14 protein-coding genes and 1 pseudogene are annotated in these 23,590 nt (G+C 66.5%); 7 read left to right on the top strand and 8 right to left on the bottom strand.

Annotation, left to right across the window (positions count from 1 at the left end):
• Positions 1-72: 72 nt before the first annotated feature.
• Complete coding sequence (locus tag SVA_RS03795) at positions 73-4,704, top strand: DEAD/DEAH box helicase (protein ID WP_096459038.1); 4,632 nt, start codon at positions 73-75, stop codon at positions 4,702-4,704.
• On the opposite strand, the gene SVA_RS03790 is transcribed toward SVA_RS03795, so the two are convergent.
• The 4 genes from SVA_RS03790 to SVA_RS03775 all read right to left on the bottom strand — a co-directional run bounded on the left by SVA_RS03790 (position 4,705) and on the right by SVA_RS03775 (position 15,197).
• On the bottom strand, positions 4,705-5,811 hold the full coding sequence (locus tag SVA_RS03790; protein ID WP_148665364.1) for a DUF1207 domain-containing protein: 1,107 nt from the start codon (positions 5,809-5,811) through the stop codon (positions 4,705-4,707).
• A 146-nt stretch (positions 5,812-5,957) separates the two neighbouring features.
• Positions 5,958-8,813 carry a M16 family metallopeptidase gene (locus SVA_RS03785; RefSeq protein ID WP_096459032.1) on the bottom strand — a complete coding sequence of 952 codons (2,856 nt, stop codon included), beginning with the start codon at positions 8,811-8,813 and terminating at the stop codon, positions 5,958-5,960.
• Between the two features lie 212 nt (positions 8,814-9,025).
• A complete protein-coding gene (locus SVA_RS20270; RefSeq protein WP_096459029.1) occupies positions 9,026-14,167 on the bottom strand; it encodes a helix-hairpin-helix domain-containing protein in 5,142 nt (1,713 codons plus the stop codon).
• Between the two features lie 22 nt (positions 14,168-14,189).
• A complete protein-coding gene (locus SVA_RS03775; RefSeq protein ID WP_096459026.1) occupies positions 14,190-15,197 on the bottom strand; it encodes an integron integrase in 1,008 nt (335 codons plus the stop codon).
• Positions 15,198-15,565: 368 nt separating this feature from the next.
• Between SVA_RS03775 and SVA_RS03770 the strand changes: the two genes are divergently transcribed.
• A complete protein-coding gene (locus tag SVA_RS03770; protein WP_169923954.1) occupies positions 15,566-15,877 on the top strand; it encodes a hypothetical protein in 312 nt (103 codons plus the stop codon).
• A 783-nt stretch (positions 15,878-16,660) separates the two neighbouring features.
• Here the strand turns inward: SVA_RS03770 and SVA_RS03765 are convergent.
• A protein-coding gene (locus tag SVA_RS03765) for an IS3 family transposase (RefSeq protein ID WP_096459020.1) occupies positions 16,661-17,751 on the bottom strand; the annotation gives its coding sequence in 2 pieces (ribosomal slippage) (positions 16,661-17,502 and positions 17,502-17,751; 1,092 coding nt in all).
• Positions 17,752-17,825: 74 nt separating this feature from the next.
• Here SVA_RS03765 and SVA_RS19300 point away from each other — a divergent pair.
• Positions 17,826-18,119 carry a hypothetical protein gene (locus tag SVA_RS19300; protein WP_148665362.1) on the top strand — a complete coding sequence of 98 codons (294 nt, stop codon included), beginning with the start codon at positions 17,826-17,828 and terminating at the stop codon, positions 18,117-18,119.
• A gap of 277 nt (positions 18,120-18,396) precedes the next feature.
• Here the strand turns inward: SVA_RS19300 and SVA_RS03760 are convergent, their stop codons facing one another.
• Positions 18,397-18,678 carry a DUF768 domain-containing protein gene (locus SVA_RS03760; RefSeq protein ID WP_096459018.1) on the bottom strand — a complete coding sequence of 94 codons (282 nt, stop codon included), beginning with the start codon at positions 18,676-18,678 and terminating at the stop codon, positions 18,397-18,399.
• Between the two features lie 332 nt (positions 18,679-19,010).
• Between SVA_RS03760 and SVA_RS03755 the strand changes: the two genes are divergently transcribed.
• Positions 19,011-19,487, top strand: a complete 477-nt coding sequence (locus SVA_RS03755; RefSeq protein ID WP_096459015.1) for a VOC family protein — start codon at positions 19,011-19,013, stop codon at positions 19,485-19,487.
• A 446-nt stretch (positions 19,488-19,933) separates the two neighbouring features.
• Here the strand turns inward: SVA_RS03755 and SVA_RS03750 are convergent, their stop codons facing one another.
• Together SVA_RS03750 and SVA_RS03745 are read right to left on the bottom strand one after the other, a co-directional pair.
• Entirely contained in the window at positions 19,934-20,329 is a 396-nt protein-coding gene (locus SVA_RS03750; RefSeq protein ID WP_169923953.1) for a nuclear transport factor 2 family protein, read from the bottom strand.
• 34 nt (positions 20,330-20,363) lie between these two features.
• A pseudogene (locus SVA_RS03745) lies at positions 20,364-21,016 on the bottom strand (glutathione S-transferase family protein).
• A 347-nt stretch (positions 21,017-21,363) separates the two neighbouring features.
• Here SVA_RS03745 and SVA_RS03740 point away from each other — a divergent pair.
• From SVA_RS03740 to SVA_RS03730, 3 genes are all read left to right on the top strand, one after another.
• Positions 21,364-22,017, top strand: coding sequence for a hypothetical protein (locus tag SVA_RS03740; RefSeq protein WP_169923952.1), 654 nt, complete (start codon positions 21,364-21,366; stop codon positions 22,015-22,017).
• 555 nt (positions 22,018-22,572) lie between these two features.
• Positions 22,573-23,043: an anthrone oxygenase family protein gene (locus SVA_RS03735; protein ID WP_096459006.1), complete on the top strand. Its 471-nt coding sequence runs from the start codon at positions 22,573-22,575 to the stop codon at positions 23,041-23,043.
• On the top strand, positions 23,040-23,540 hold the full coding sequence (locus tag SVA_RS03730) for a GNAT family N-acetyltransferase (RefSeq protein WP_420823872.1): 501 nt from the start codon (positions 23,040-23,042) through the stop codon (positions 23,538-23,540). Before SVA_RS03735 ends, SVA_RS03730 begins: the two co-directional genes overlap by 4 nt.
• Positions 23,541-23,590: the final 50 nt, after the last annotated feature.

The following is a 23,590-nucleotide window of genomic DNA, read 5'->3' as shown; positions in this document are numbered from 1 at the left end:
GACAACCCGCTCATACGTTTCTCCTTTTTTATGCCCGTGGACGGGGGAGGAGCGCCGGATTAACCTGCCCGCATGACGGTCACGCCCTTTCACCCCGCCGTCGCCTCCTGGTTCCGGCAGACCTTCCACGTCCCCACCGAGCCGCAACGCGCCGCGTGGCCCGCGATCGCGGCCGGCCGGCATACGCTCATCGCCGCGCCCACGGGGTCCGGTAAGACGCTGGCGGCCTTCCTCGCCGCGCTCGACGACCTCGTGCGCCGCGGCCTCGCCGGTGGCCTCGCGGACGAGACGCACGTCCTCTACGTCTCGCCGCTCAAGGCGCTCTCCAACGACATCGAGAAGAACCTGCAGCGACCGCTCACCGGCATCCGCCAGCAGCTCGCTCACCTCAAGCTTCCCGACGTCGACGTGCGCGTGCTCGTGCGCACCGGCGACACGACCGCCTCGGAGCGGGCGGCCATGGCGAAGCGTCCGCCCCACGTCCTGATCACGACGCCCGAGTCGCTCTACCTCCTGCTCACGAGCGAGAGCGGCCGGGCGATGCTCGCGACCGTGCGCACCGCCATCGTCGACGAGATCCACGCGGTCGCGGGCACCAAGCGCGGCGCGCACCTCGCGCTGTCGCTCGAGCGCCTCGCCGCCCTCGCGCCCCGTCCCGTGGTGCGCGTCGGCCTGTCGGCGACGCAGAAGCCGGTCGAGGCGGTCGCCCGCTTTCTCGTCGGCGCGGGCGGCGATGCCGGCGCGGCGCCGGACTGCACGATCGTCGACAGCGGCCACGTCCGGAACCGCGACCTCGCCCTGGAGCTGCCGGGCTCGCCGCTCGAGGCGGTGATGTCGACCGAGGTGTGGGAGCAGATCTACGACCGGCTCGCGCATCTCATCCAGGCGCACCGCACGACGCTCGTGTTCGTGAACACGCGCCGGCTCGCCGAGCGCGTGACGCGCCACCTGAGCGAGCGCCTCGGGAAGGAGCACGTCACGTCGCACCACGGCAGCCTTTCGAAGGAGAGCCGGTTCGATGCCGAGCAGCGCCTGAAGGAGGGCCGGCTGCGCGCGCTCGTCGCGACCGCGTCGCTCGAGCTCGGCATCGATATCGGCGAAGTGGATCTGGTCTGCCAGCTCGGCACGCCGCGCTCGATCGGGGCGTTCCTCCAGCGCGTCGGGCGCTCCGGCCACGCGGTCGGCGCACTGCCCAAGGGACGACTCTTCCCCCTGAGCCGCGACGAGCTCGTGGAATGCGCCGCCCTCCTCGACAGCGTGCACCGCGGCGAGCTCGACCGGTTGCGCATCCCGGAAAAGCCGCTCGACGTGCTCGCGCAGCAGATCGTGGCCGAGGTCGCCTCCCGCGAGTGGGGCGAGGATGCGCTCTACGACACGTTCCGGCGCGCCTGGCCCTACCGGGACCTCGGCGTGGACGAGTACCGCGCGGTCGTACGCATGCTGGCCGACGGTTTCAGCACCCGGCGCGGCCGGCGGGCCGCCTACCTGCACCGCGACGCCGTCAACCGCCGGCTGCGCGGACGCAAGGGCGCGCGGCTCACGGCGCTGACCTGCGGCGGGGCGATCCCGGACAACGCCGACTACCGCGTCGTGCTCGAGCCGACCGGCACGCCGATCGGGACGGTCAACGAGGACTTCGCGGTCGAGAGCATGACGGGCGACGTGTTCCAGCTCGGCAACGCCTCGTACCGCGTGCTCAAGATCGAGCCGGGAACGATGCGCGTCGAGGACGCGCGCGGGGCGCCGCCCTCGATCCCCTTCTGGCTCGGCGAGGCGCCGGCGCGCACCGACGAGCTCTCGGCCGCCGTCTCGCGGCTGCGCGAAGCGCTCGAGCAGCATCTGGGCCACGTGACGGCGGAGTCGATGAAATCCGCCGGAGAGTGGCTCGCGCGCACGCACCACCTGGCGCGCCCGGGGGCGGAGCAGATCGTCGAGTACCTCGCGGCGGCGAAAGGCGTGCTCGGGACCCTGCCGACGCAGCGGCACATCGTGCTCGAACGCTTCTTCGACGAGACCGGCGGCATGCAGCTCGTGATCCACTCCCCCTACGGCAGCCGCATCAACCGCGCGTGGGGCCTGAGCCTGCGCAAGCGCTTCTGCCGCAAGTTCAACTTCGAGCTGCAGGCGGCGGCCACCGAGGACGCCATCGTGCTCTCGCTCGGCGAAACGCACAGCTTCCCGCTCGAGGAGGTCGCGCGCTACCTGAAGAGCAACAGCGTGCGGGAGATCCTGGTGCAGGCGCTGCTCGACGCGCCGGTGTTCACCACGCGCTGGCGCTGGGTCGCGACCACGGCGCTCGCGATCAAGCGGTTCCGCGGCGGACGCCGGAACCCGACCCAGCTCCAGCGCATGGACGCCGAGGATCTCGTGGCCGTCGTCTTTCCCGACAGCATCGCCTGCTTCGAGAACCTGGCCGGCGACCGCGAGGTGCCGGATCATCCGCTCGTGAACCAGGCCGTCGACGACTGCCTGCACGAGGCGATGGACGTGGACGGGCTGGTGGGGCTGCTCCGGGCGATCGAGGCCGGCGAGGTCCAGGTCCTCGCGCGCGACCTGCCGCACCCCTCGCCGCTCGCGCAGGAGATCCTGAACGCGAAGCCGTACGCCTTCCTCGACGACGCGCCGCTCGAGGAGCGCCGCACGCAGGCCGTCATGAGCCGCCGGTGGCTCGACCCGCTCGAGGCCGGACGCTTCGCGCAGCTCGACCTCGAGGCGATCGAACGCGTGCGCGCGGAAGCCTGGCCCGAGGCGACGAGCGCCGACGAGCTCCACGACGCGCTCATGCTCATGGGTTTCGCGACCGAGGCGGAAGGCGTGCGAAGCGGCTGGACGCCGTTCTTCGAGGAGCTCGTCGCCGCACGACGGGCGACACGGGCGCGACTGCACCCGGTGACGCTCTGGATCGCCGCCGAAAACCTGCCGCGTCTGCAGGCCGCCCTTCCCGACGTCGCGCTCGATCCGCCGATTGCTGCGCCCGACGACTACGCAACCGAGCAATACACGCGCGAAGGGGCGTTCGCCGAGATCGTCCGCGGGCGGCTGCAGGCGCTCGGACCGGTCCGGGCGGCGGCGCTCGCGGAACCGCTTGCCGGCGATGTCGGCGCGGTCGACGGCGCGCTGCTCGCGCTCGAACAGGAGGGCTTCGCGTTGCGCGGGCAGTTCACGCCGGTCGAAGGCGGCACGCGCGGAATCGTCGAAGTAGCTACTCATCCTCATTCCTTCTTCCGCGAAGGGAAGAAGGAGGCGAGCCGAGGCGCGGAAAGCACGCGCGAAACCGCAGAAGGGAGCCCTCATCCTCATTCCTTCTCCCGCGAGCGGGAAAAGGAGGCGAGCCGTGGGGCGAACACCACGCCCACTGAAAGTACTACCGAGTGGTGCGAGCGGCGGTTGCTGGCGCGCATCCACCGCTACACGGTCGAGCGGCTGCGCGCCGAGATCGAGCCGGTCGCGGCCGCCGACTTCCTGCGCTTCCTGTTCGAATGGCAGGGGCTTACCGTCGAGCCGAAACCCGAGGGGCCGCAGGCGCTCGCGGCGATCCTCGAGCAGCTCGAGGGCTTCGAGGCGGCGGCCATCGCGTGGGAGTCCGGCATCCTGTCCGCGCGCATGGAGGCCTACGATCCCGACTGGCTCGACGCGCTCTGCCGTTCGGGCCGGATCGTCTGGGCGCGCCTCTCGCCGCCGAAGTCGGCCGGCGGCCGCGAGCGCGGCGCCACGCCGGTGCGCGGCACGCCGATCGCGCTCCTGCACCGCCGCTGCCTGCGCGCGTGGCAGACCGCCGAGGCGGAACCGATCGACAACGTCCCGCTCTCCCCGCGCGCCCGCATGGTCGCGGTTCACCTCTCGCGTCACGGCGCGTCGTTCTTCGAGGAGATCATGAGCGGAACCGGGCTCCTCAAGAGCGAGGCCGAAGAAGGGCTGCGTGAGCTCGTCGCGCTCGGGCACGCGGCGTCCGACAGCTACAGCGGCCTGCGCACCCTGCTCCTTCCCGCGGAGCGCCGGCGGTCGCATCCGCGCCGGCGGCGCGCCGTGCTCTACGACATCGAGGACGCGGGCCGCTGGAGTCTGATTCACGGCGCGGCGGGCCGCACAAACGACGGGGCTCCCCCTCTCTCGCCGGAGAGAGACAGGGGAGCGGGCGCTATGCCCGACCCTTCGCGCCCCCTCTCCCTCATTCCCTCTCCCGCAAGGGGAGAGGGAGGCGAGCCGAGACGCGCTGGCGCGCGTACCGAGGATAATATCGAGCACGTCGCGCGCACGCTGCTCAAGCGCTATGGCGTGGTGTTCCGGCGCATCGTGGAGCGCGAGGCGGACAGGCTGCCGCCGTGGCTCGAGCTGCTGCGCGTCTATCGCCGGCTCGAGGCGCGCGGCGAGATCCGCGGCGGTCGCTTCGTCGCGGGCTTTCCCGGGGAGCAGTACGCCGCACCGGACGCGGTCGCGACGCTGCGCGCCATACGCAAGAAACCGCTCGACGGCCGGCTCCTGTCGCTGAGCGCGGCCGATCCGCTCAACCTCGTGGGCATCATCGCGCCGGGCGCGCGCGTGCCCGCCCTCGCCGGCAACCGCGTGCTCTACCGGGACGGCGTGCCGATCGCCGTGCAGATCGGCGGCGAGGCGCGGTTCCTGACGGAGCTCGCCCCCGCGGCCCAGTGGGAGGCGCACAACGCCCTCATCCGCACGCAACCGGCTTCGGTCGCGCGGGCCTGACTAGAACCCGAAGTAGATGCCGGCGCCGTAGTAGCGGATGTCGTCGGTGCGGAAGAACTGGCCGAACGGCGCGAAGCCGTCGTAGGCCTCGAGCATGAGGCGCACGTTGCGCCGGCCCGGGTCGGGCGGGCCCAGCTCGAAGCCGGCCTTGAGGCTCACGCCCGTCTCCCAGTCCTCCTCCTCGAGGATGCGCACGTCGAGTCCGGCGAGGAAGCGCCCGATGTGGTGGACCCGGGTGCTGCGGTACTCCGCCCCCGCCTGCGCCATGCCCGGCTCGAGATCCGAAGGGTCGCGCCCAATCATGTAACCGACGCCGCCGTACGCGCGCCAGCGCGAGCGCTCGTAGGAGAACGTCACGTCGACGACCTCGATGCTGAGGTTCATCCGCTCGATGTCGGGCTGGCTCAGCAGGAACTCGTCGCCGAGGTGCGAGCTCTGGTGGTACAGGCGCCAGCGGGTCGAAAACCGCCCGGTGCGCTGCGACAGCCGGAACCCGATGTTGTAGTCGGCGTTCACGAGGTCGCTCGAGGGCGCCGACAGGTTGAACTGCGCGAACAGCCCGCCGACGAAACTCAACTGCCAGCCGTCGCCGGCCCGGTCGCCCGGGGCGCGCCACAGGCCGAAGCTCTCGCCGTAGCCTACGGATGCCGCGGTGACGCGGTCGGTCGGCGTGTCCATCTCGAGCAGGCTCATGAAGAACCGCGGCTCCTTGGGATCGGCGATCAGCGGCCGGAAGAAATCGCCTACCGGGAATAGGATCGGCCCCGGGCGCGGCTCCGGAAGGCTCGCGTCGCCAGTGACCGCCACGGTGATCGTGAGCGACTGGAGCGCGTCGATCTGCCCCAGCGCGTCCTCCGCGGCCGCCCGGCGCTCGGGGTCGTCGACCAGCAGGAGCAGCGTCGCCGCGCGATCCCGGACCTCGAGGCGGTAGGTGCCGCGCTCCCAGCCGAGCTGGCGCTCGAGAATCGACTGGATGTAACCCGCGAGGAACGCGTCGCCCTGCGGGTCGTCGGCGACCTGCGGGTCGTCCGCCGCGAGCACCGGCGGCGCGGCGAGCACCGCGGCGATCAGCGCCAGGATGCGCAGCATGCGCAATAACATGGACATGGCCCTTCGATTGGAACCGGGTCTCGCGCGGACCGGTCGCGTATCGCGATCGGTGCGCCGGCGAAGGGCTACGCTAACATGCAAGGCGCCGGGGCGTCTTGAGGGGAGTCAATGCGAGGCGCGGAGACCCACGCCTCGCATCCGGCTCAGTTGATGGTCGCGACCGGGTTCTGCGCCGGCTCGTTCGCGGCGCTCGGCAGCTCCATCGGCGCGCCGATGACGCGCACCATCCGGTCGGGGCGGATGTACTTCTTGAGCACGACGATGAGGTCCTCGCGGGTGTACTTCTCCACGTTCTCGACGTACCGCTTCACCCACGTGAGGTCGGCGCCCATGTACTCGAGGTCGCCGAGCACGTCGAGCCAGAACGCGGGCGCGCGCGTGCCGCTGCGGAAGCTGAGGCTCGCCTGCTCGCGGGCGGTCGTCAGCTCCTCCGGCGTCGGGCCCTTCGTCACGAACTCGTCGATGACCCGCTGCACCACGTCCGCGGCCTCCTCCGCCTTCAGCGGATCGGTCGCGAACGACACCCGGAACCGCCCGTTGCCGCGGTAGAGCGTGTTGGCCGAAGCCCGCGCGCGCAGCGAGTAGGCGAGGCCGCGCTGCTCCCGCACCTCCTTGAGCAGCCGGCTCGAGAGGATGCGGCCGGCGAGGTCGAGGACCTGCCAGTCGTGCACGTCCTGCCAGTCCGGCCCGCGCCAGCCGACGTAGACCATCGCCCGGGGCGTCGCCGTGTCCACCTTGACCAGGGCCTGATGCGGGCCGGCGGGCGCGTTCAGCGTGCGCGCGAGCGCGTAGGCGTTCTTGATCGAGCCGCGCTCGGGCAGGGAGCCGAGGTACTTAGCCGCGAGGGCAACGGCCTGCTCGTGGGTGAGATCGCCGACGATCGCGACCTCGATGGGCGAATGCCTGAGCATGCCGTCGAGCCAGGCCTGCCCGGCCTCGAGCGTCAGCCGCTCGACCTCCTTCGGCGTCAACACCTGGAAGCGCGCGTCGTTGCTGGTCAGCAGCGCGTCCACGCGGTCGTTGAGCTGCGCGTCGACGCTCCCTTCGCGGTTGGCCTGGCGCTCGGAGGCCTGGCGCTTCCACATGTCGAACACCGCCGGCTCGATGCGCGCCTGCGTGAGCAGCAGGTGCGCGAGACGGAAGCCGTCCTCGAGATCGTGGCGCGGGCTCGTGAGATCGAGCTCGATCCCGCCGGCCGTGTCGCGGCCGGAGAGCTCGAAATGCTTCGTCGCGAGGATGCGGCGCAGGTCCACCGACCCGAGGCTCTCGCTCGACGGCACCTTGAACGGCAGCGCGGCGACCTCGCTGATGCCGTGGTTCGCCGGCGTCTCCGCCACGCGCCCGCCGGCCAGCGTGATGCGCACGCTCACCTGCTCGTTCTTGTACTTCAACGGCCTCACGTGCACGCGCACGCCGTTTTCGAGGGTGACCGAAACGACGTCGAGGTCCGGGTCGTGCGAGCGCTCGGCGACGGCGCCCGGCGCGGGATCCTTCGCGAGCAGCGTCGTCGCGCGCTGGCGGTCGGGCAGGCGCGCCACCGTTTCGGCGTCGGCCGCGCGCACGATGGCGAGCAGCTCGTCCGCCGTCGGGGCCGGATGACCGTCCCAGCGCGGGAGCGCGAGCGTGAACGTGCGCCGCTCCGGCGCGTGGCGCGCGGCCGCGGCCGCCTCGACCTCGGCGCGGGTGATCGTCGGCATCAGGCGCCGGAACAGCGCGAGCTCCTGGCCTGCGCCCATCGGGCGGCGCCCCTCGTCGAGGGCCGCCTCCATGACCTTGAGCCAGCGCAGGGCCTCGGTGTCGGCCTCCTCGAAGGCGTCGCCCTCGACCTCGGTGCGGATCACGTCGCGCGCGTAGGCGAACTCGGCGTCGCCGAAGCCGTGCACGCGGGCCCGCTTGATCTCGACCAGCAGCTCGCGCAGCGCGGTCTTCCAGTCCTCGGGCGCGCTGCGCGCGTGGACCTCGACGAGCGTGGTGCCGAACGAGCTGTCGCCCGCCGCCCAGGCCGAGCCGAAGCGGGTGCGTCCCTCGAGGATCAGGTCGCGCAGGCGCGCGTTGACGATCTGCCGGCCGATGCGGTGGACCAGCCACTCGCGGTAGCCGCGCGCGTTGCGGAAGTCGCGGGGCGGTTCGAGCCGCGCGACGTTCAGATCGGCGTTGAACAGCCCGTACTCGCTGATCACCTCGGCGCGGTCGGCGGAATAGGGCTTGATGCCGGGGTCATGGTTCGGCGCGGGGGACGCGACCGGCTGCCAGTCCGAGAAATGCTTGCGGACCAGCTTGTCGAGCGCCTCGACGTCGAGGTCCCCGGCGACGAGCAGGACGGTGTTGTCCGGGCGGTACCACTTCTCGTAGTACGCGCGCAGCTGCGCCGCCGTGGCCCTGGCGATGGTCTCGGTATCGCCGAGCGGCATGCGCTCGCCGAAGCGCGAGCCCGGCACGAGCGCGAGGAGCTGCTTGTTGAAGGCGCGGCTCGCGGCGTTGTCGCGCGCGGTGCGCTCCGCGAGGACGACGTTGCGCTCGCGCTCGACTTCCTTTTCGTCGATCGTCAGGCGGTGGGCGACGTCGGAGAAATACGTCAGCCCGAGGTCGAGGGTCTCCGGGTTGTTCGGCACGGTGAGCTTGTACACCGTGTCGAGGAAACCCGTGGTCGCGTTCTGGTGGGCGCCGAAGGTGAGGCCGGCGGCCTCGAAGCGCTTGATGAGCGTGCCGGCGGGGAAGTTCTTGCTTCCGTTGAACGCGAGATGCTCGAGCAGGTGCGCGAGGCCGCGCTGCTCGTCGGACTCGTTGAGCGAGCCGGAACCGACGCGCAGCCACATGGACACCTTGCCCGCGGGCGGCGTGTTCGGGCGGATCCAGTAACGCATGCCGTTCGGCAGCACGCGGTAGTGGATGGTTTCGTCGACCGGAAGCGGCGCGTCGAGATCGACGGCCTGGCCCGCGAAGGCCGCGGGAGCGAAGAGCGCAAGACAGCACAAGAGCCGAGCGTAGAGACGCAGCAAACGAGAGCCCTCTCGGTTGGGCGGGCATCTGCCCGCGGAACGGAAGTCCCAGTGACCGGCCTCCGCCGGTTCCCGTTTGCTGTTCTTTTTTCCCTCGGCAGCCGAGGGGTAACCCCTCAGGCGGCAAGGAGTCTATAGGGTTTTCCCGCGGGGTGTCGATAACCAGCAACCGAGGTCCGACGGGCCGGGGGCGAGGACCGACGGGCAGGGGGTCAGTGGAAATCGCGGGAGCGCGCGAGCAGGTCGCCGAGCAGGGCCGAGCGGTCCTCCAGCCGGCCGGCGATGAGGTGCAGCACCTCACCTTCGCGCTGGACCTCGCCGCTGACCACGAGCAGGCGCGCATGCAGCACCTCGCGCCGCTGGCGCTCGACCACGCCGGGCCAGACGATGAGGTTCGTCTGGCCGGTCTCGTCCTCGAGGGTAATGAAAATCACTCCGCTCGCGGAGCTCGGGTGCTGGCGGCAGACGACGAGCCCGGCGGTGCGTGCCCGGCGGCCGTGCGGCACGGCCCGCAGGTCGGCGGCCGAGAGACAGCGGTAGCGTGCCCGGAGCTCCCCGCGCAATAGCGCGAGCGGATGGCGCCCGAGCGTGAGGCCAAGGCTCGCGTAATCGGCGACGAGATCCTCCGCCTCCGTCGGCGGCCGGAGCAGCGGAACGCCTTCCGCGATCTCGGCCCCGGCGAGCAGCGGCAGCGGCCGCTCGACGCCCGCGACAGCCCAGCGGGCGCGATGACGGTGCCCGGAGAGCGCGCGCAGCGCGCCCGCCGCCGCGAGCGCGTCGAGATCGCGGCGGTCGAGTCCCGCGCGCCGGGCGAGATCGGCCACGCTCGCGAACGGCGCCTCCACCCTTGCCGCGACAAGGCGCCGCGCGCCGGCTTCGGTCAGGCCCTTCACCTGCCGCAGCCCGAGACGAACGGCCGGCTGGAGATACTTATGAGAAAACCCGATCGACTCCCCCTCTCCCGCTTGCGGGAGAGGGGAAGGGGTGAGGGCAGCAGTAGTCGGATTCGCCGCTGTCGCCGTGCCTGCCATCCGTGGCGATACGCTTCCACTTCGATTAACCCCAGCCCGGCCTTGCAGCGCTCCGCGTCCCGCTTCGCTTGCAAGTCCAGGCCATGCCATCCGTGGCATGGCCGTTCGGCGGCGAGAAAGCCCACCGGGCTTTCTCGAAAACTCCGCCTCACCCATGGCCGGGCGTTCGCCGGCGGGGATGCACGTTAAGTGCATCCGCGACTGCTCCGGCTCACCCAATGTGCAATCCCACCCGCTGTACCGCACGTCCACCGGCCGCACCTCGACGCCGTGCCGGCGCGCGTCCTGCACGAGCTGGGCCGGCGCGTAGAACCCCATCGGCTGACTATTAAGGAGCGCCGCCAGGAAGGCCGCCGGCTCGTGGCGCTTGAGCCAGGCGGAGACATATATAAGTAGCGCGAAGCTGGCGGCGTGGGAGTTGTGGACGACCAGATTGTTGGCCAGGAAGTTATGGTCGCCCTCGATCTGCAGGTCATACGTCGGATGGCGACCGAGCGGCTCGATCGCCACCACCCGGTCCCAATAGATGTCCGAGGCGGCGAGGCACGCGAGCTCCTGCGAGGCCAGGCACGTGGCGAGCCGCGCGATCACGAAGCGGCGAAAGCCGATCTTGGTTTCCGTGCGCCCCTGGATTTCGCGCATGCCGAGGCCTGTCATCAGGCCGATCGCGTTCCAGGTGAGGCCGAGGCGCTCACGCTCGCGGCGGATGATCTCCCGCACGTCGGCCGGAATGACGTCGCGCGACATGCGCCCATGGCCACCCGCGATCGCGGCCTCCGCCCGCCGGCGCTTCTCGGGGCTCAGGAAACGCCGGGCGATGCGTTGCGCGAACCGCTGCAGGGCGTCGCTTCCCGTTACCGTCACCACATGGCTTTCGACCTCGCGGCCACGGTAGGGGCGCACGCGGCGATAGATGCGCGCGACGATCCCCAGCCGCAGCAGCAGGTGCTGCACCTCCTCCGCCAGGCGGCGCGAGGCGGTGTCGTACGAGGCGTGCCCTGCCTTCGAGAATCCGCCATCGCCTTCCCACAGACGGGCGAGCAGCAGGGCGAGGTCGGCCTCGCACAGCTCGAAAACCTCCCCGGGCAGGCGCTTCTCGCGAGCACCGCAACCCCAGATTCCCAGCCGCTGCGCCCAGAGCACCGCCCCACTGACACGACGCCGATCGCGCCGGCGCACGCGCACGCTGAAACAGCTTCGATGACGCTCGACGACCGCCTCGGTGTTCGGGAACCGCTCGACCGCGCGCACGAACTCCTCGCGGTACCGCGGATCGGTGGTATAGAAGTAGAACGTGCTCGGATGGCAGAGATTTCCTTCGGCAATCAGGCCCGCGAGCACGACCAGCCGATGGCGCGGCCAGCGACGGCGGCCCAATGACGGCAACCCTCGGGCCGCGGCAACATGGTCGCCCTCCCGCAACTCGCTCAATGGGCGCCAGCCGCCCGCCGTGAGGAAGGGGTGCTCCGCGCTCGCCACGAGCGTATGGCCCAGGGCGGTGCGGAGCCGAAATACCGGTTTAACGCCGCTCGCAACGACGGCGCGGACCCGGCGCCTGGCCAGACGCAGGTCCGCGCCGCAGGCGAGCGTGTGCTCGAGGCGCGCCGCGCCGCGCATGGCCTCGTCGATCGTCACCCAGCGCCCGGTATCGGCGTCGACGACCCGCGTCTCGCCGACGACGCATTCCGGGAAGCCGTACTCGCCGAAACCGAGAATCTGCTGGTAGATCTGCCGCGCGAACGCCTCGGGATAGCCCTGCGCGCGCATGCCCTCGATGAGCCGGCGCTCGTAGTGCTCGAGCCCGCCGCGGCGGCGCCAGGCCGCCATCGAGCGGCGCAGCCCGTCCGCCTCCCCGGGCGTGAACCCGGCCGCGACCATGGCGAGCTTGATCACCTGCTCCTGGAAGATCGGCACGCCCATCGTGCGTTCGAGCACCCCGCGCACCTCCTCGGAGGGATAGCTCACCGGCTCCAGTCCCTGCCGGCGGCGAAGGTACGGATGCACCATGTTTCCCTGGATCGGCCCCGGCCGCACGATCGCCGTCTCGATCACGAGGTCGTAGAAGCAAGCGGGCCGAAGGCGCGGGAGCATCGCCATCTGCGCGCGCGACTCGATCTGGAACACGCCGACCGTGTCGCCGTGGCTCGCCATCTCGTACACCGCCGGGTCCTCGGCCGGCACGGTCGCCATCGTGAGCCGCTCGCCGCGGTAGCCTGCGATCAGATCGAAGCTCTTCCTGATCGCGGTCAGCATGCCGAGCGCGAGGCAGTCGACCTTGAGCAGCCCGAGCGCGTCGAGATCGTCCTTGTCCCACTGGATCACGGTGCGCTCGGGCATCGCCGCGTTCTCGATCGGCACCAGGCGCGAGAGCTTGCCGCGCGAGATGACGAAGCCGCCGACGTGCTGCGAGAGATGGCGCGGGAACCCGAGAAGCTCGCGCGCGAGCTCGAGCACACGGCGCATGAGCGGGTTGTCGGGATCGAAACCGACCTCGCGCAGGCGCTCCGATAATATAGAGTGCGCGTGCTTTTCGCGCCTCGGCTCGCCCCCCTCTCCCGTCCCCGACGGGAGAGGGGATGGGGGTGAGGGTAGGCGCGCGCGCTTTTCGCGCAACGGCTCGCCCACGGAGTGAACCGAATCGCGCGTCGAGCGCGCTCGGCTCGCTCCCTTCTCCCTCTGGGAGAAGGGATGGGGATGAGGGTCCCTCACCCCTTGCCGCTTTCCTGTTGCGCCTCCTGCTTCACAGGAAAGTCCAGGGCAACCATCCTTGGCTGCCCGCTCGCCGGGCAAACGGTCCACCGGACCGTTTGCACTTCCCCGGCTCGCCCCGCTTTGCGGGAGAGGGGGAGTTGGAGGGAGGCTTGAATGATCGGGGAGAGGGGATGGGGGTGAGGGAGAGTCCCACCACTGGAAGTTCTTCGCGAGCCGGTCGACCTGCTCGAGCGTGAGGCCGAGCGCCTTGCCCGCGTCGCGCACGGCGCTCTTCATGCGGTAGGTGATCACCGTCGCCGCGAGTGCCGCGCGGTCGCGGCCGTACTTGTCGTAGACGTACTGGATGACCTCCTCGCGCCGCTCGTGCTCGAAGTCGACGTCGATGTCGGGCGGCTCGTTGCGCTCCTTGGAGATGAAGCGCTCGAAGAGCGTCTCGATCCGCGCCGGGTCGACCTCGGTGATGCCGAGGCAGAAGCAGACCGCCGAGTTCGCCGCGCTCCCGCGTCCCTGGCAGAGGATGCCCTTCGAACGCGCGTAGCGGACGATGTCGTGCACCGTGAGGAAGTACGGCTCGTAGGAAAGCTCGCGGATGAGCGCCAGCTCGCGCTCGACGAGCGCCCGCACCTTGGCCGGCTCGCCTTCCGGCCAGCGCCGCTTCAGCCCCTCCTCGGTGAGCTTGCGAAGATGACTCGCCGGCGTCTCGCCCGCGGGCACGAGCTCCTCCGGGTACTCGTAGCGCAGCTCGTCGAGCGAGAACGTGCAGCGCTCGGCGACGCGCAGCGTCTCCGCGAGGAGCTCCGCCGGGTAGATCTCCGCGAGCTCGGAACGGAGCCGCAGCCGCCGCTCGGCATTTCCCGCGAGCGCGAGCCCCGCCTGCGCGGCCGTCGTGCCGAGGCGCGTCGCGGCGAGCACATCGTGCAGCCGCCGGCGCTTGCGCGCGTGCATCTGCACGCCGCCCGCCGCCACGAGCGGCACGCCGTAGCGTTCGCCCAGCCCGCGCAACGCGGCGAGCCGCTCGCGGTCGCGCCCGGTGCGCAGCAGCTCGACTGCGATCCACAGGCGATCCCCGAACACCTCCCGCATCCACTGGAGCTCCTGTGGATCGGCCGGATCGCCGGGCAACCAGAGCGCGAGGCAGCGCCCGGAGTATGCTGCGATGTCGTCGCGCGTCAGCCGATACGTCCCCTTCTCCGCCGACCGCCGCCCGAGGGTGATGAGCTCGGAAAGATCCCCGTACGCCGCCCGATCGGGCGCAAGCAGCACGAGCCGCCAGTGCTCTTCTCCCTCTCCCGCCATACCGGGAGAGGGCTGGGGTGAGGGCGTCGATAATTCACCCTCTCCCGCTTTAGCGGGAGAGGGTTGGGGTGAGGGGATGACAGTTTGTTCTTCAGAAAGCCGAAATTCCGCCCCGATAAGTAACTTAAGCTCATACTCCCGCGCCGCCAGATGTGCCCGCACCACCCCCGCGAGCGAGCACTCGTCCGTCAGCGCGAGCGCCGAGTACCCGAGCTGCTTCGCCCGCGCGACCAGCTCCTCCGGGTGCGATGCTCCGCGCAGGAAGCTGAAGTTGGAAAGACAATGGAGCTCGGCGTAGGCGGATGAAGCGGCCATGATTCAAACCTAGAGTGCGGCATCAGCCCTGCGTCACGACAAACAAACTGTCAAACGGGCTCGCGACACCTCGCGCGCCTACCCCGAGGACATGGGTGTAAATCATCGTCGTGCTCACATCCTTATGGCCCAGCAATTCCTGGATGGTGCGAATGTCCTGCCCGCCAGCGAGCAAGTGTGTGGCAAATGAATGACGAAACGCGTGGCACGAAACGGGTTTGCGAATGTTCGCCGCCGCTACAGCCCGTTTCACCGCCCGTTGGATCACCGATTCATCTAGATGATGTCGCTTTATCCGGCCGGTGTAAGGGTCGCGACTACGATGCGAGGCGGGAAACAAGTACCACCAGCCCAGCTCCCGCGAGGCGTTCGGATACTTGCGATCGATGGCATAGGGTAATGAGACGTCGCCGAAGCCATCCGCCAGATCTGCTGCATGGATGCGGCTGACCGCTTCGATCTGCAGGCGTAACGCGGCTGTCGTCGCTTGCGGCAAGGGAACCGCTCGGTCCTTCTTGCCTTTGCCGTCCCGCACCAGAATCTGACGGAAACCGAAATCCACATCTTTGATTCTGAGGCGCAGACACTCCGTGACGCGCAAACCGGCTCCATACATGAGTCCCGCCATCAACCACGCCCGACCTGACAGCCGGGTCAGCACTGCCTGCACCTCGTCCCGCGAGAGCACCGCCGGCAGGTGCTGCGAGCGCTTGGCGCGCGTTACGCCCTCGATCAAACCGATGTCGCGGTTCAGCACCTGCTTGTAGAGAAACAGGATCGCGTTGAGCGCCTGGTTCTGAGTCGAGGCGGACACTCGCCGCTCCACGGCCAAATGGGTCAAAAACATCCCCACCTCGGGTTCTCCCATCTCGGCCGGGTGGCGCTTGTGGTGAAACAGGATGTACCGACGCGCCCAGTGCAGATAGGCCTTTTCCGTACGATAGCTGTAGTGGCGCCGCCGGACGGCATCACGCAACTGTTCGAGCAGCCGCGGTGACTGTGTCGCGGACGCGGACGTGGACCCTGCCATTCAGTACCCCCTGCCTGGGATGGTCTCCCTTTAGCTGCTTTACTGTATATTTATACAGCTATCGAACGCCGACGCAAGAACCAAGGGGCAGACGATTGCAGGGCTTGCAGCCAAAGGAAAATCGCGCCATTACGTCCCGGATAACTGTTATCCGGGCAAATCGCGGGTTAAGGCCGATATACCGGCAAACTGCCGTATATACTTCTTCGCAAAGGACCCAAGAACCGGTCCGCAACGGAATGTTTATGAAGCCCTTCCCACCCACTTGGCCCTGAGTGGATAACCCATATCCTGTGGATGGGCCGTATATTTATCGTTATGGTTCATGAGGCAATAACAAAATGGAGGAGTGCGTGACGAATTGGATAATGGTCATTCTTACGGTCATCATCGCGTTCTTCACCTACCTCGTGTGGAAAGTCTACGAACGTATCGCGTGGCTAACCGGGGCAATGGAATCGCATTCCGACATCATGATGCGAATCGAGGCCAAGAGAGGAATCAACGGGGACCCTATCAAGTTGGTCGCTTGGGACCCAACAATCGAACCTCCGCCAATCAAGCGGGAACATGGCGAGGAGATAGATGTGAATACGATTTACGTCTATCTCCCACTCGACCAAAGAAAGAACAAACCGACATGGTGGGGACGGGTGCAAGCGCTGCTTCGTTTTCCATGAACCATAACAAGCAGCTCGTGCCGACGCCGGGGACCGCGCACCATGTTTCCTGCCGTGTCCGTGGCCGGCGCGGCACAGCAGCGCGTTATGGTGCATGAAGCAATATGCATAGACTACTGGTTATCTTGATCGTCTTCGGTGTCCTTACCGTTGAAGCGTCGGAGGACGGTGCATTTATCGGCACTTGGACACCCTATTCCAAAGGCTACTGGGAATTCGGTGACCTTAACGTGAGTTCCGACAAACTTAGCTGGGGGAAATGCAAAGAGGTACCGTATTCCATATTTAAGAGAGACGGAGACGGTGACTACCTCGAGCTCTCTCCTTCGCGTCCATGCTCACTTCGTCGTCCAGCCTCCTTCTTAATCATGAAGCTCAAGAGTGCCACTGAACTCGAAGTAACAATTTGCCACGAACGCACGGAACTCGACAAAGAGCCAGGGCAACGTATGTGTTCCTGGGGCGTTCTTAACAGGACACAGTAGTGATCGAGCACCATAACACGTCGTTTAACCGGGACGTGCGCAACGACGGCGCACGCCGGTTAACTTTGCGTTAGATTGCTTCCACACTAAGCGCATGGCGAAACGAAACCCGTTGCGAGTCGTCTCTCTAGCTGTCGCCGTCTTGCTGCCTCTTTCAGATGCAGCCATATCCGACAATGGCGACCCCGCTCTAAGAATATTGTGCGGAAAATCATCCGACAGAATTGAGATTGAACCCTTTACTGCGTGGGACAGCGGCAATTCGGCGTACTGACCTGAGTCGCTTTTTTGTTGCCACTCACCCTGTGAGTCCAAGCACGAGTTTAGCTTGCTCCGCGCGCACCTCGGCCGGTGGCCGATACCCGAGCGCACTGTGCGGGCGGCGGTGGTTGTAGAACTGGCGCCAGCTCTCGATCACGGTTCTCGCCTCCGCGAGATCCCGGAACCATTCGCGGTTCAAGCACTCGTCCCGGAGCTTCCCGTTGAAGCTCTCCACGAAGCCGTTGCGCCAGGGCTTGCCCGGCGGGATGAAGGCCGGGCCGACGTTCTGATCGCGCAGCCAGCGCATCACGGCAGTGGCGGTGAACTCCGCGCCCTGGTCGGAGCGGATGAACTCGGGCTTGCCGTAGAGGCGCATGAGTCTTCCGAGGGTCAGGATCACATCGCGCGAGGTGAGGGAGCGCGCTACCTCGATTGCCAGGCACTCCCGAGTGTGCTCGTCGATCACGCAGAGGAGCCGTATGGCTTTCTGGCTCGCCAAGCGGTCGTGCACGAAGTCGTAGCTCCAGACGTGGTTCGGCCGGGTCGCCCCGGGCAGGCGGATATCGGTCCCGCAGCGCCGTCGCCGCGGACGCCGGCGCGGCAGGGCGAGCTTGAGCTCTCGCCACAGGCGCCGGACGCGCCAGAGCCCGAGATCGAGCCAGGCGGACGTGCGCCGATAACCAAAGCGCGGATGCTGCTGGGCGCTCACGAGCAGCGCCTGCGTCAGGAGCCGGTCCTTGGCGGGTTGCCGGAGCGCGTAGTGCGGCACCCGGCGACTGAAGCCGAGATAACGGCAGGCGGCACGGCTCGAGACGCCCCGGCTCGTAAGCGCCGCCAATGCCTCGCGCCGGCCGGCCGGGGACGTCATTTTTTTCCTGAGAACTCCCTGAGTCCCTCGATGACCAGGAGCTGCTCGGCCACGAGTTTCTTGAGCTTGGCATTCTCGCTCTCGAGGGTCTTGAGCCGCCGGGCTTCCGACACCTCCATCCCGCCGTACTTGTTGCGCCAGCGGAAAAAGGTCTGCTCGGTGATGTTGTGCCGCCGGCAGAGCTCGCGGATCTGCACACCGGTCGTCTCGGCCTCCCGCAGGATGCGGATGATCTGTTCTTCGTTGTGCCGCTTCTTCATCGAGTCCTCCCATTGGGGCGTTATGATGGGGACTCACGGGCGGAATGGCTACAAATTAGCGACTCAGGTCAGTCATGCTCGCCAATGTCCCGCGCACATATATGCGAGCTCATGTCACTTCGGGAAATAGAACCGAAGACTGGTTCTGGCAACTTCCTGACGTAAAGGAAGGGGAAACAATTTCTTTCCGGCTTGTTGAGGCCACGGATCGGGCCGGGGTTCCTCCGCAAGAAAGAAAACCCAAGGACCCAAAAGAGCAAAAGCGGCTCAAGCAACTGGCAGCAAAAGCATGGGCTAAGGCAAAGAAGGGCATGAAAAAGAAAAAAACAAAAACAGGTCTAACACGTCGTTCGAGGCGGACGCGGTGAGACGGTACATTGTTTCCTGTTATGCCGGCGGCCCGCGCCGCTCAACTCTGCGTTATACGTAACAAACATGAAGAACCGAGCCACCACATCGTTGCTGTTCTGCCCTTGGCCGCGAGGCGAACATCCACGACGAAAAAGCTCAATTCCGATCCGCTAAGGAATCTCGCGGATTTCAGAGCCGTACCGTCAATTCGAAGAAATTGGTCTCTGGCCCGAGTTTTCCATGGACCATGCTGAAGCGTTGGTGAGCCGGTGTGAGTGAGTCGGACGGCAGGCCTCAGTCGCCGTCTTCATTCTCCTGCGCCAGTAGATACTTGAGCGTATAGCTATCGTAGTCGAAATCGGTGGTGTCCGAGACCGCGGCCAGCACCAGGGGCGCAATGCGCTCCCGCTCCTCTTTGGTCTCGACGTCCGAGAAGTTGGCCGCGGCCGCCTCGGCGAACATTTTCTCCATCAGCCGCTTTGCCCGCGCTTCGTGGCTCTCGATGTCGGGATTGGCGCCGGGCGGGATGTTTTCTTCGATCCAGGTCTCAGCCCACCTCAGGAAGCGCTTGCTCATGACTGCCCACCCATCTCCTGCGTCGTATTTGGGGCCGGTTTTCCGGGCCGCTGTGACTCACCCGACACTTCGGTCCAAGTGAATAGTAGCTTACTGCATGGCATTGAGTGCCTCAATTGTCGGTCGGAAGTCCTTCTGGTTTACCTTCGAATCGTCAAGATCAAATGACTGGTGTTTGTGATTCAAATCACTTTACGAGGGATGGTCTTTGTGGGCACTATCGAGGAAATTGCCGCTGTTAGTCCTGACCCGCATAACCACAGGTTCGAGCTGACCTCGCGGTCGCTGCCCTTCGGCAGCTCAACCGGACCGACAGACGCCAAGGAGACCTGATGACGGTCAAACGCATGGACAACGTCGGCATCGTGGTGGAAGACATCGATGCCGCCATTGAGTTCTTCACCGAACTGGGTCTAGAGCTCGAGGGGCGCGTCCCGGTCGAAGGAGACTGGGCGGATGGCGTCACCGGATTGCGCGACATGCGCGTCGAGATTGCGATGATGCGTACGCCGGACGGTCACAGCCGAATCGAGCTCTCCCGCTTCCTCGCGCCGACCGTCGTCGCCGATCACCGCAGCGCGCCGGTGAACGCTCTCGGCTACCTGCGCGTCATGTTCACCGTGGAGGACATCGACGATACGCTCGCCCGACTCGGCAAACGCGGCGCGACGCTCGTCGGCAAAGTGGTCCAGTATGAAGACATGTATCGGCTCTGCTACATCCGGGGTCCCGAAGGAATACTCATCGGGCTCGCCCAACAGCTCGGGCAGCAGGCTTCCCGAGCGAATCCCATGAGCCGTAAGCATTGAGAACTGAAGCATTGGTGTCCAACCCGTTGCTGGAGCGCATGGTCAAAAGCTGGCTTCGTCCGCTTTCGCCCTCCGCTTCGCGCCAACGGTAGGCATCTATGACAACTGCTCGGAAACGTTTGGCGACGCTGTTCTGGCTGATATTTGGTGTCAGCTTGTTGCCAACGTTTGGGGTCGAGCGGTACTGCGAGATTGCCAACAAGTGCGACTCATATGGCGTCTGGTACACCTTTTTTGTCGCTGTCGTCTATTCAACAATCATCGCGGGGGCGGTCGCTGCATCTGTGGCGATTTGGCGTAATGTTCACGACGACCGCCCGCCTTCGAGCTCATCGTGAATCAGATGCCTGACAAAGCATTCGAGAGCGGGCGCGCTAAACGGCAGCGCGCCGCTCAACGATTGCGAGGCGAGGAGACACACCGTGCAATTTGACGCAAACCGCCTTTTAGTCTTTGATGCCGGCCCACTTTAGGGCCTCCGCGCGTTCCCCGAAAGAGAGATATTGGACGATCTTGCCGTTACGGAACACGAAGCCATCGGCGAATCGGCCGCCAACCCATTCGGTCGAGGCTTTCAGGCGGACCCAGGCATGGAGGTACACGACCACCTTATCTCCATTCTCCAGGAACTTCTCGGGCTCGCAGGTCCCTTCGGCCCAGGTCCCGCGTCCTTTCATGATGTGCTCTTGCACTTCCGCAATACCGCGATAGGTGCCGGCTGTTGGAAAGCCCTCGGGTTCAATGCGCACGATCTCCGGATTGAAATCCTTGGTGACGGCCCGCAAGTCGTTGCAATTGATCGCAGCGAAAAGTCGCTTGAGTGCTTCGATTTCGGTGCTCATGGGCCGCATTCCTCAAGGTTAGGCACGTAAGACGTCACCTCGCTCCGCATGATCGGCCCGTCGGCGACTTGCCGGTGAAAACCGCCAATTGAGCGGCGAAAGCGCGCTTGTAGGCAGGGCGCGCTTCGCCGCGGGCGACATAGGCGGAAAGCCCGGGATACTCGTCCAGCATCCCCGACGCTTTCAACCTCAGCAGCACGGACACCATCATCACTCGCCTCGGCGATGCCGACTGGCTCGATGGACGGAAAGCTCGCCCAGCCGGACACGTATGCGATCCTCGACCGCAGGCAGGCGCTGTTCGAACCAGCTCTCGTCGCCCTCCAGGAGCCTGGTGTTTTGAAGATCGAGGATCGGCGGCTCGACCGTGTTGAGCGCGGCGAACATCCAGGTAATCGCGCGCGCCCGGGCATTCGCATCGTCAGGCAGCAGGCCCGCATGGCGCTCTGCGATATGGAACACGATTGCCCCCGACTCGAACAGGACAAAATCGCCTTCTTCATAGGTCGGAATCTGCCCGAAAGGATGAAGCGCGCGATGCGCCGGTTCTTTCATCGCACCGAACGAAACGAGACGAACGTCGTAAGGTCGACCCACTTCTTCGAACGCCCAGCGAACGCGCATATCACGCGCAAGTCCCCTGCCGCGATCAGGCGACCGTTCAAAGGCGGTGATGGTGGGGGTCATGGGAAGATTTCTCCTCTGCTGTATGGCTCGTTGAGGGTCCGATCACAGACTAGACGCTCGAGACAGAGCTAAATCGACATCCCTGAACCGCTTTTTTGGTTAGTACGTGTCCCGAACGAAACCGCTCGATCAAAGTTCGGTCTGCGCTCAAATCAGACTGCCCCCAGGCAGGACGTTCGTGCTTGCGGGTCAGGATCAGGAACGGTCATTCCGTTGCCCTTTCCCGGGTCAGTCGCGCTTCTGCCTTGCATTTGAAAGAAAAAGAAGCTGGACTCGGAAGGCGGTCCGCGCATCGCGCCAGGTTCCCGAATCGATCTGGTGTACTCAAGTACGTTGACGAACGGGGAATGATGAAACCAGAAAGAAACTTTGTCGTTCGCCGCCAGGGAGGCTCGTTCCGGGGCGGTGCACGGATCGGGTGGGTCAATGCGTCGTGGCCATTCGCGAAGCTCACCATGAGCGCAGACAAACTCAGTCTCGCAAGCCTGGGCACCTACGAGTTCAGCCCATCGCAGGTCGTGTCCGTTGAACCCTACGGCTCCATTCCGCTGCTGGCGAGCGGCCTTCGCATCAATCACAACCGTGCCGACTACCCCGGGAAGATCGTCTTCTGGTGCATGGGCAACAGGGACAGAGTTCTAGCGGAGCTTCGGCAAATCGGGTTCTCACCCAGTGGCCGGCCTGCTGCAAGAGCTCCCGGTTTCCCGATTCGATGGAGCGTAGTCATTGCCGTCATCGCCCTCTGGAATGTCCTGTTCATGCTCGACGGGTCGGCTCCGCTTCAATCCCGGGGACCCGGTTTATTTTCCGTTCTGGCTCTGTTAGCGCTTTTTGCTCTGGCGACTGCCGTTCGAACGTCTCCCCGTATTCAGCGAGTGGTGCTGCGCGAGGGACATCAAGCAGGCGAAATCAAAGCATTCCTGGGACTTCTTCAAATCGTCGCCGGTTCGCTTTCGCTGGCATTCGGCGGCATGTGGCTAGCCCGCGCGTATGCCGGCTGACCCTTCCATCTGGACCGCAAAACACAGGTTGTTTCTTTGACTAAGTGGATCGCCAGCGTTGCAGTCTTTGTCGGCACAGGAGCCGTGATGGCAACAGCAGGTCTTTTCCTTGGGCTGCTATTGGTTGGACCGCATTCCGATCTACTGCCAAAGGTGCTTCGCGTACCTGTGGCTCTCTCAATCTGGGCCGGGGTTCTCGGAGTTCCGGCTTGGCTCTCCTACAAAGTATTTTTGAAGTATCTAGTCAGAGAACGGCGACATGACATTTAGGGACCGCGGTGCGTGGGGCGGCCGCGGTGTTCACAGTAACCTCTACGGATCTCCCGGTTTGTCGATCTCGCGAGCCCTCGTTCGTCCGATAGATGACCAGAGACGGGCCGGTCACGCCGACCGGCAGCCTAGCCCTGCGGACGCACTTGAAGGAGGGCGCCTTGCGAAAGATCATCGCCGCGGAGCGACATCCGCTGAAGCTGCTCGGGGCGAAGCCGATGCCATCCGGCTCGGTCGGCCTCACGTACGGCACCTAGGCCTTGGGATTCGAACGGGGCTCCCGGCATGACCGCCGCGCTCGCGCTGCTCGTTTGTGTCGGTGCCGGCACGATCGGCGGAGTGTTCTTCGCCTTCTCCGCCTTCGTGATGCGCGCGCTCGCCGGGCTTTCCGCCGGCCAGGGCGTTGCCGCCATGCAGCGGATCAACGTCGTTGTCCTGAATCCGCTCTTCCTGGGCCTGTTCATGGGTACCGCGCTGTTGTCGCTCGCGGGTCTGGCCGCATCGCTCCTGTCCTGGGGCTCGCCCCGCGCTCCCTGGCTGTTGGCATCGGGGCTGCTCTACCTCGTCGGTTCGTTCGGCGTGACCCTGGCGTTCAACGTGCCGCGGAACGAACGGCTCGCCCGCCTCGACCCGGAATCGGCGGAAGCCGCCGGGTACTGGCGCACGTATGTCCGCGAGTGGACGCGCTGGAACCACGTCCGGACCGTCGCTTCGATGACGTCGACGGCGTGCGCTGCCGTCGCCCTGGGCGCGTGATGCGGCTGCGCCCCGCGGCTCCCGCGGATCTGTCGTTGCTGCGGCGCTGGGACGAGAAGCCCCATGTCCTCGCCGCGGATCCCAACGACGACTGGGCATGGGAGGTCGAGCTCGGACGGTCCCCCGGCTGGCGGGAGCAGCTGATCGCCGAGGCGGACGGACGGCCCGTCGGTTTCGTCCAGATCATCGACCCGGCGCTCGAGGAGAGCCGCTACTGGGGCGACGTCCCGCCCGGCCTTCGCGCCGTCGACATCTGGATCGGCGAGGAGGCCGATCTGGGAAGGGGCTACGGGACGGAGATGATGCGCCTGGCGCTCGCACGGTGCTTCCGGGATCCGGCGGTGTCCGCGGTTCTCGTCGATCCGCTCGCGGACAACGTACGCGCCCATCGGTTTTACGAGCGCCTCGGTTTCCGGTTCGTCGAGCGGCGCCGCTTCGGCCAGGACGAGTGCTTCGTTTATCGGCTGGCGCGGTCAGGTTACCTCGCCGGCGGGTAGCGGCGGGCAACCTTGACGCGGCGGCAATGCTGGTGTATTTAACCGTTCGG

Origin of the sequence: Sulfurifustis variabilis, assembly GCF_002355415.1 — a bacterium.
GTDB lineage: Bacteria > Pseudomonadota > Gammaproteobacteria > Acidiferrobacterales > Sulfurifustaceae > Sulfurifustis > Sulfurifustis variabilis.
The sequence above is the reverse complement of the archived record's forward strand: the minus strand, read 5'-3'. Positions and strand labels throughout refer to the sequence as shown.

Excerpts from the sequence above, each read along its gene's own strand:
- SVA_RS03795 (WP_096459038.1), top strand. The coding sequence starts at position 73 with ATGACGGTCACGCCCTTTCACCCCGCCGTCGCCTCCTGGTTCCGGCAG.
- SVA_RS03790 (WP_148665364.1), bottom strand. The coding sequence starts at position 5,811 with ATGTCCATGTTATTGCGCATGCTGCGCATCCTGGCGCTGATCGCCGCG.
- SVA_RS20270 (WP_096459029.1), bottom strand. The coding sequence starts at position 14,167 with ATGGCCGCTTCATCCGCCTACGCCGAGCTCCATTGTCTTTCCAACTTC.
- SVA_RS03775 (WP_096459026.1), bottom strand. The coding sequence starts at position 15,197 with ATGGCAGGGTCCACGTCCGCGTCCGCGACACAGTCACCGCGGCTGCTC.
- SVA_RS03770 (WP_169923954.1), top strand. The coding sequence starts at position 15,566 with ATGGTCATTCTTACGGTCATCATCGCGTTCTTCACCTACCTCGTGTGG.
- SVA_RS19300 (WP_148665362.1), top strand. The coding sequence starts at position 17,826 with ATGCTCGCCAATGTCCCGCGCACATATATGCGAGCTCATGTCACTTCG.
- SVA_RS03760 (WP_096459018.1), bottom strand. The coding sequence starts at position 18,678 with ATGAGCAAGCGCTTCCTGAGGTGGGCTGAGACCTGGATCGAAGAAAAC.
- SVA_RS03755 (WP_096459015.1), top strand. The coding sequence starts at position 19,011 with ATGACGGTCAAACGCATGGACAACGTCGGCATCGTGGTGGAAGACATC.
- SVA_RS03750 (WP_169923953.1), bottom strand. The coding sequence starts at position 20,329 with ATGAGCACCGAAATCGAAGCACTCAAGCGACTTTTCGCTGCGATCAAT.
- SVA_RS03740 (WP_169923952.1), top strand. The coding sequence starts at position 21,364 with ATGATGAAACCAGAAAGAAACTTTGTCGTTCGCCGCCAGGGAGGCTCG.
- SVA_RS03735 (WP_096459006.1), top strand. The coding sequence starts at position 22,573 with ATGACCGCCGCGCTCGCGCTGCTCGTTTGTGTCGGTGCCGGCACGATC.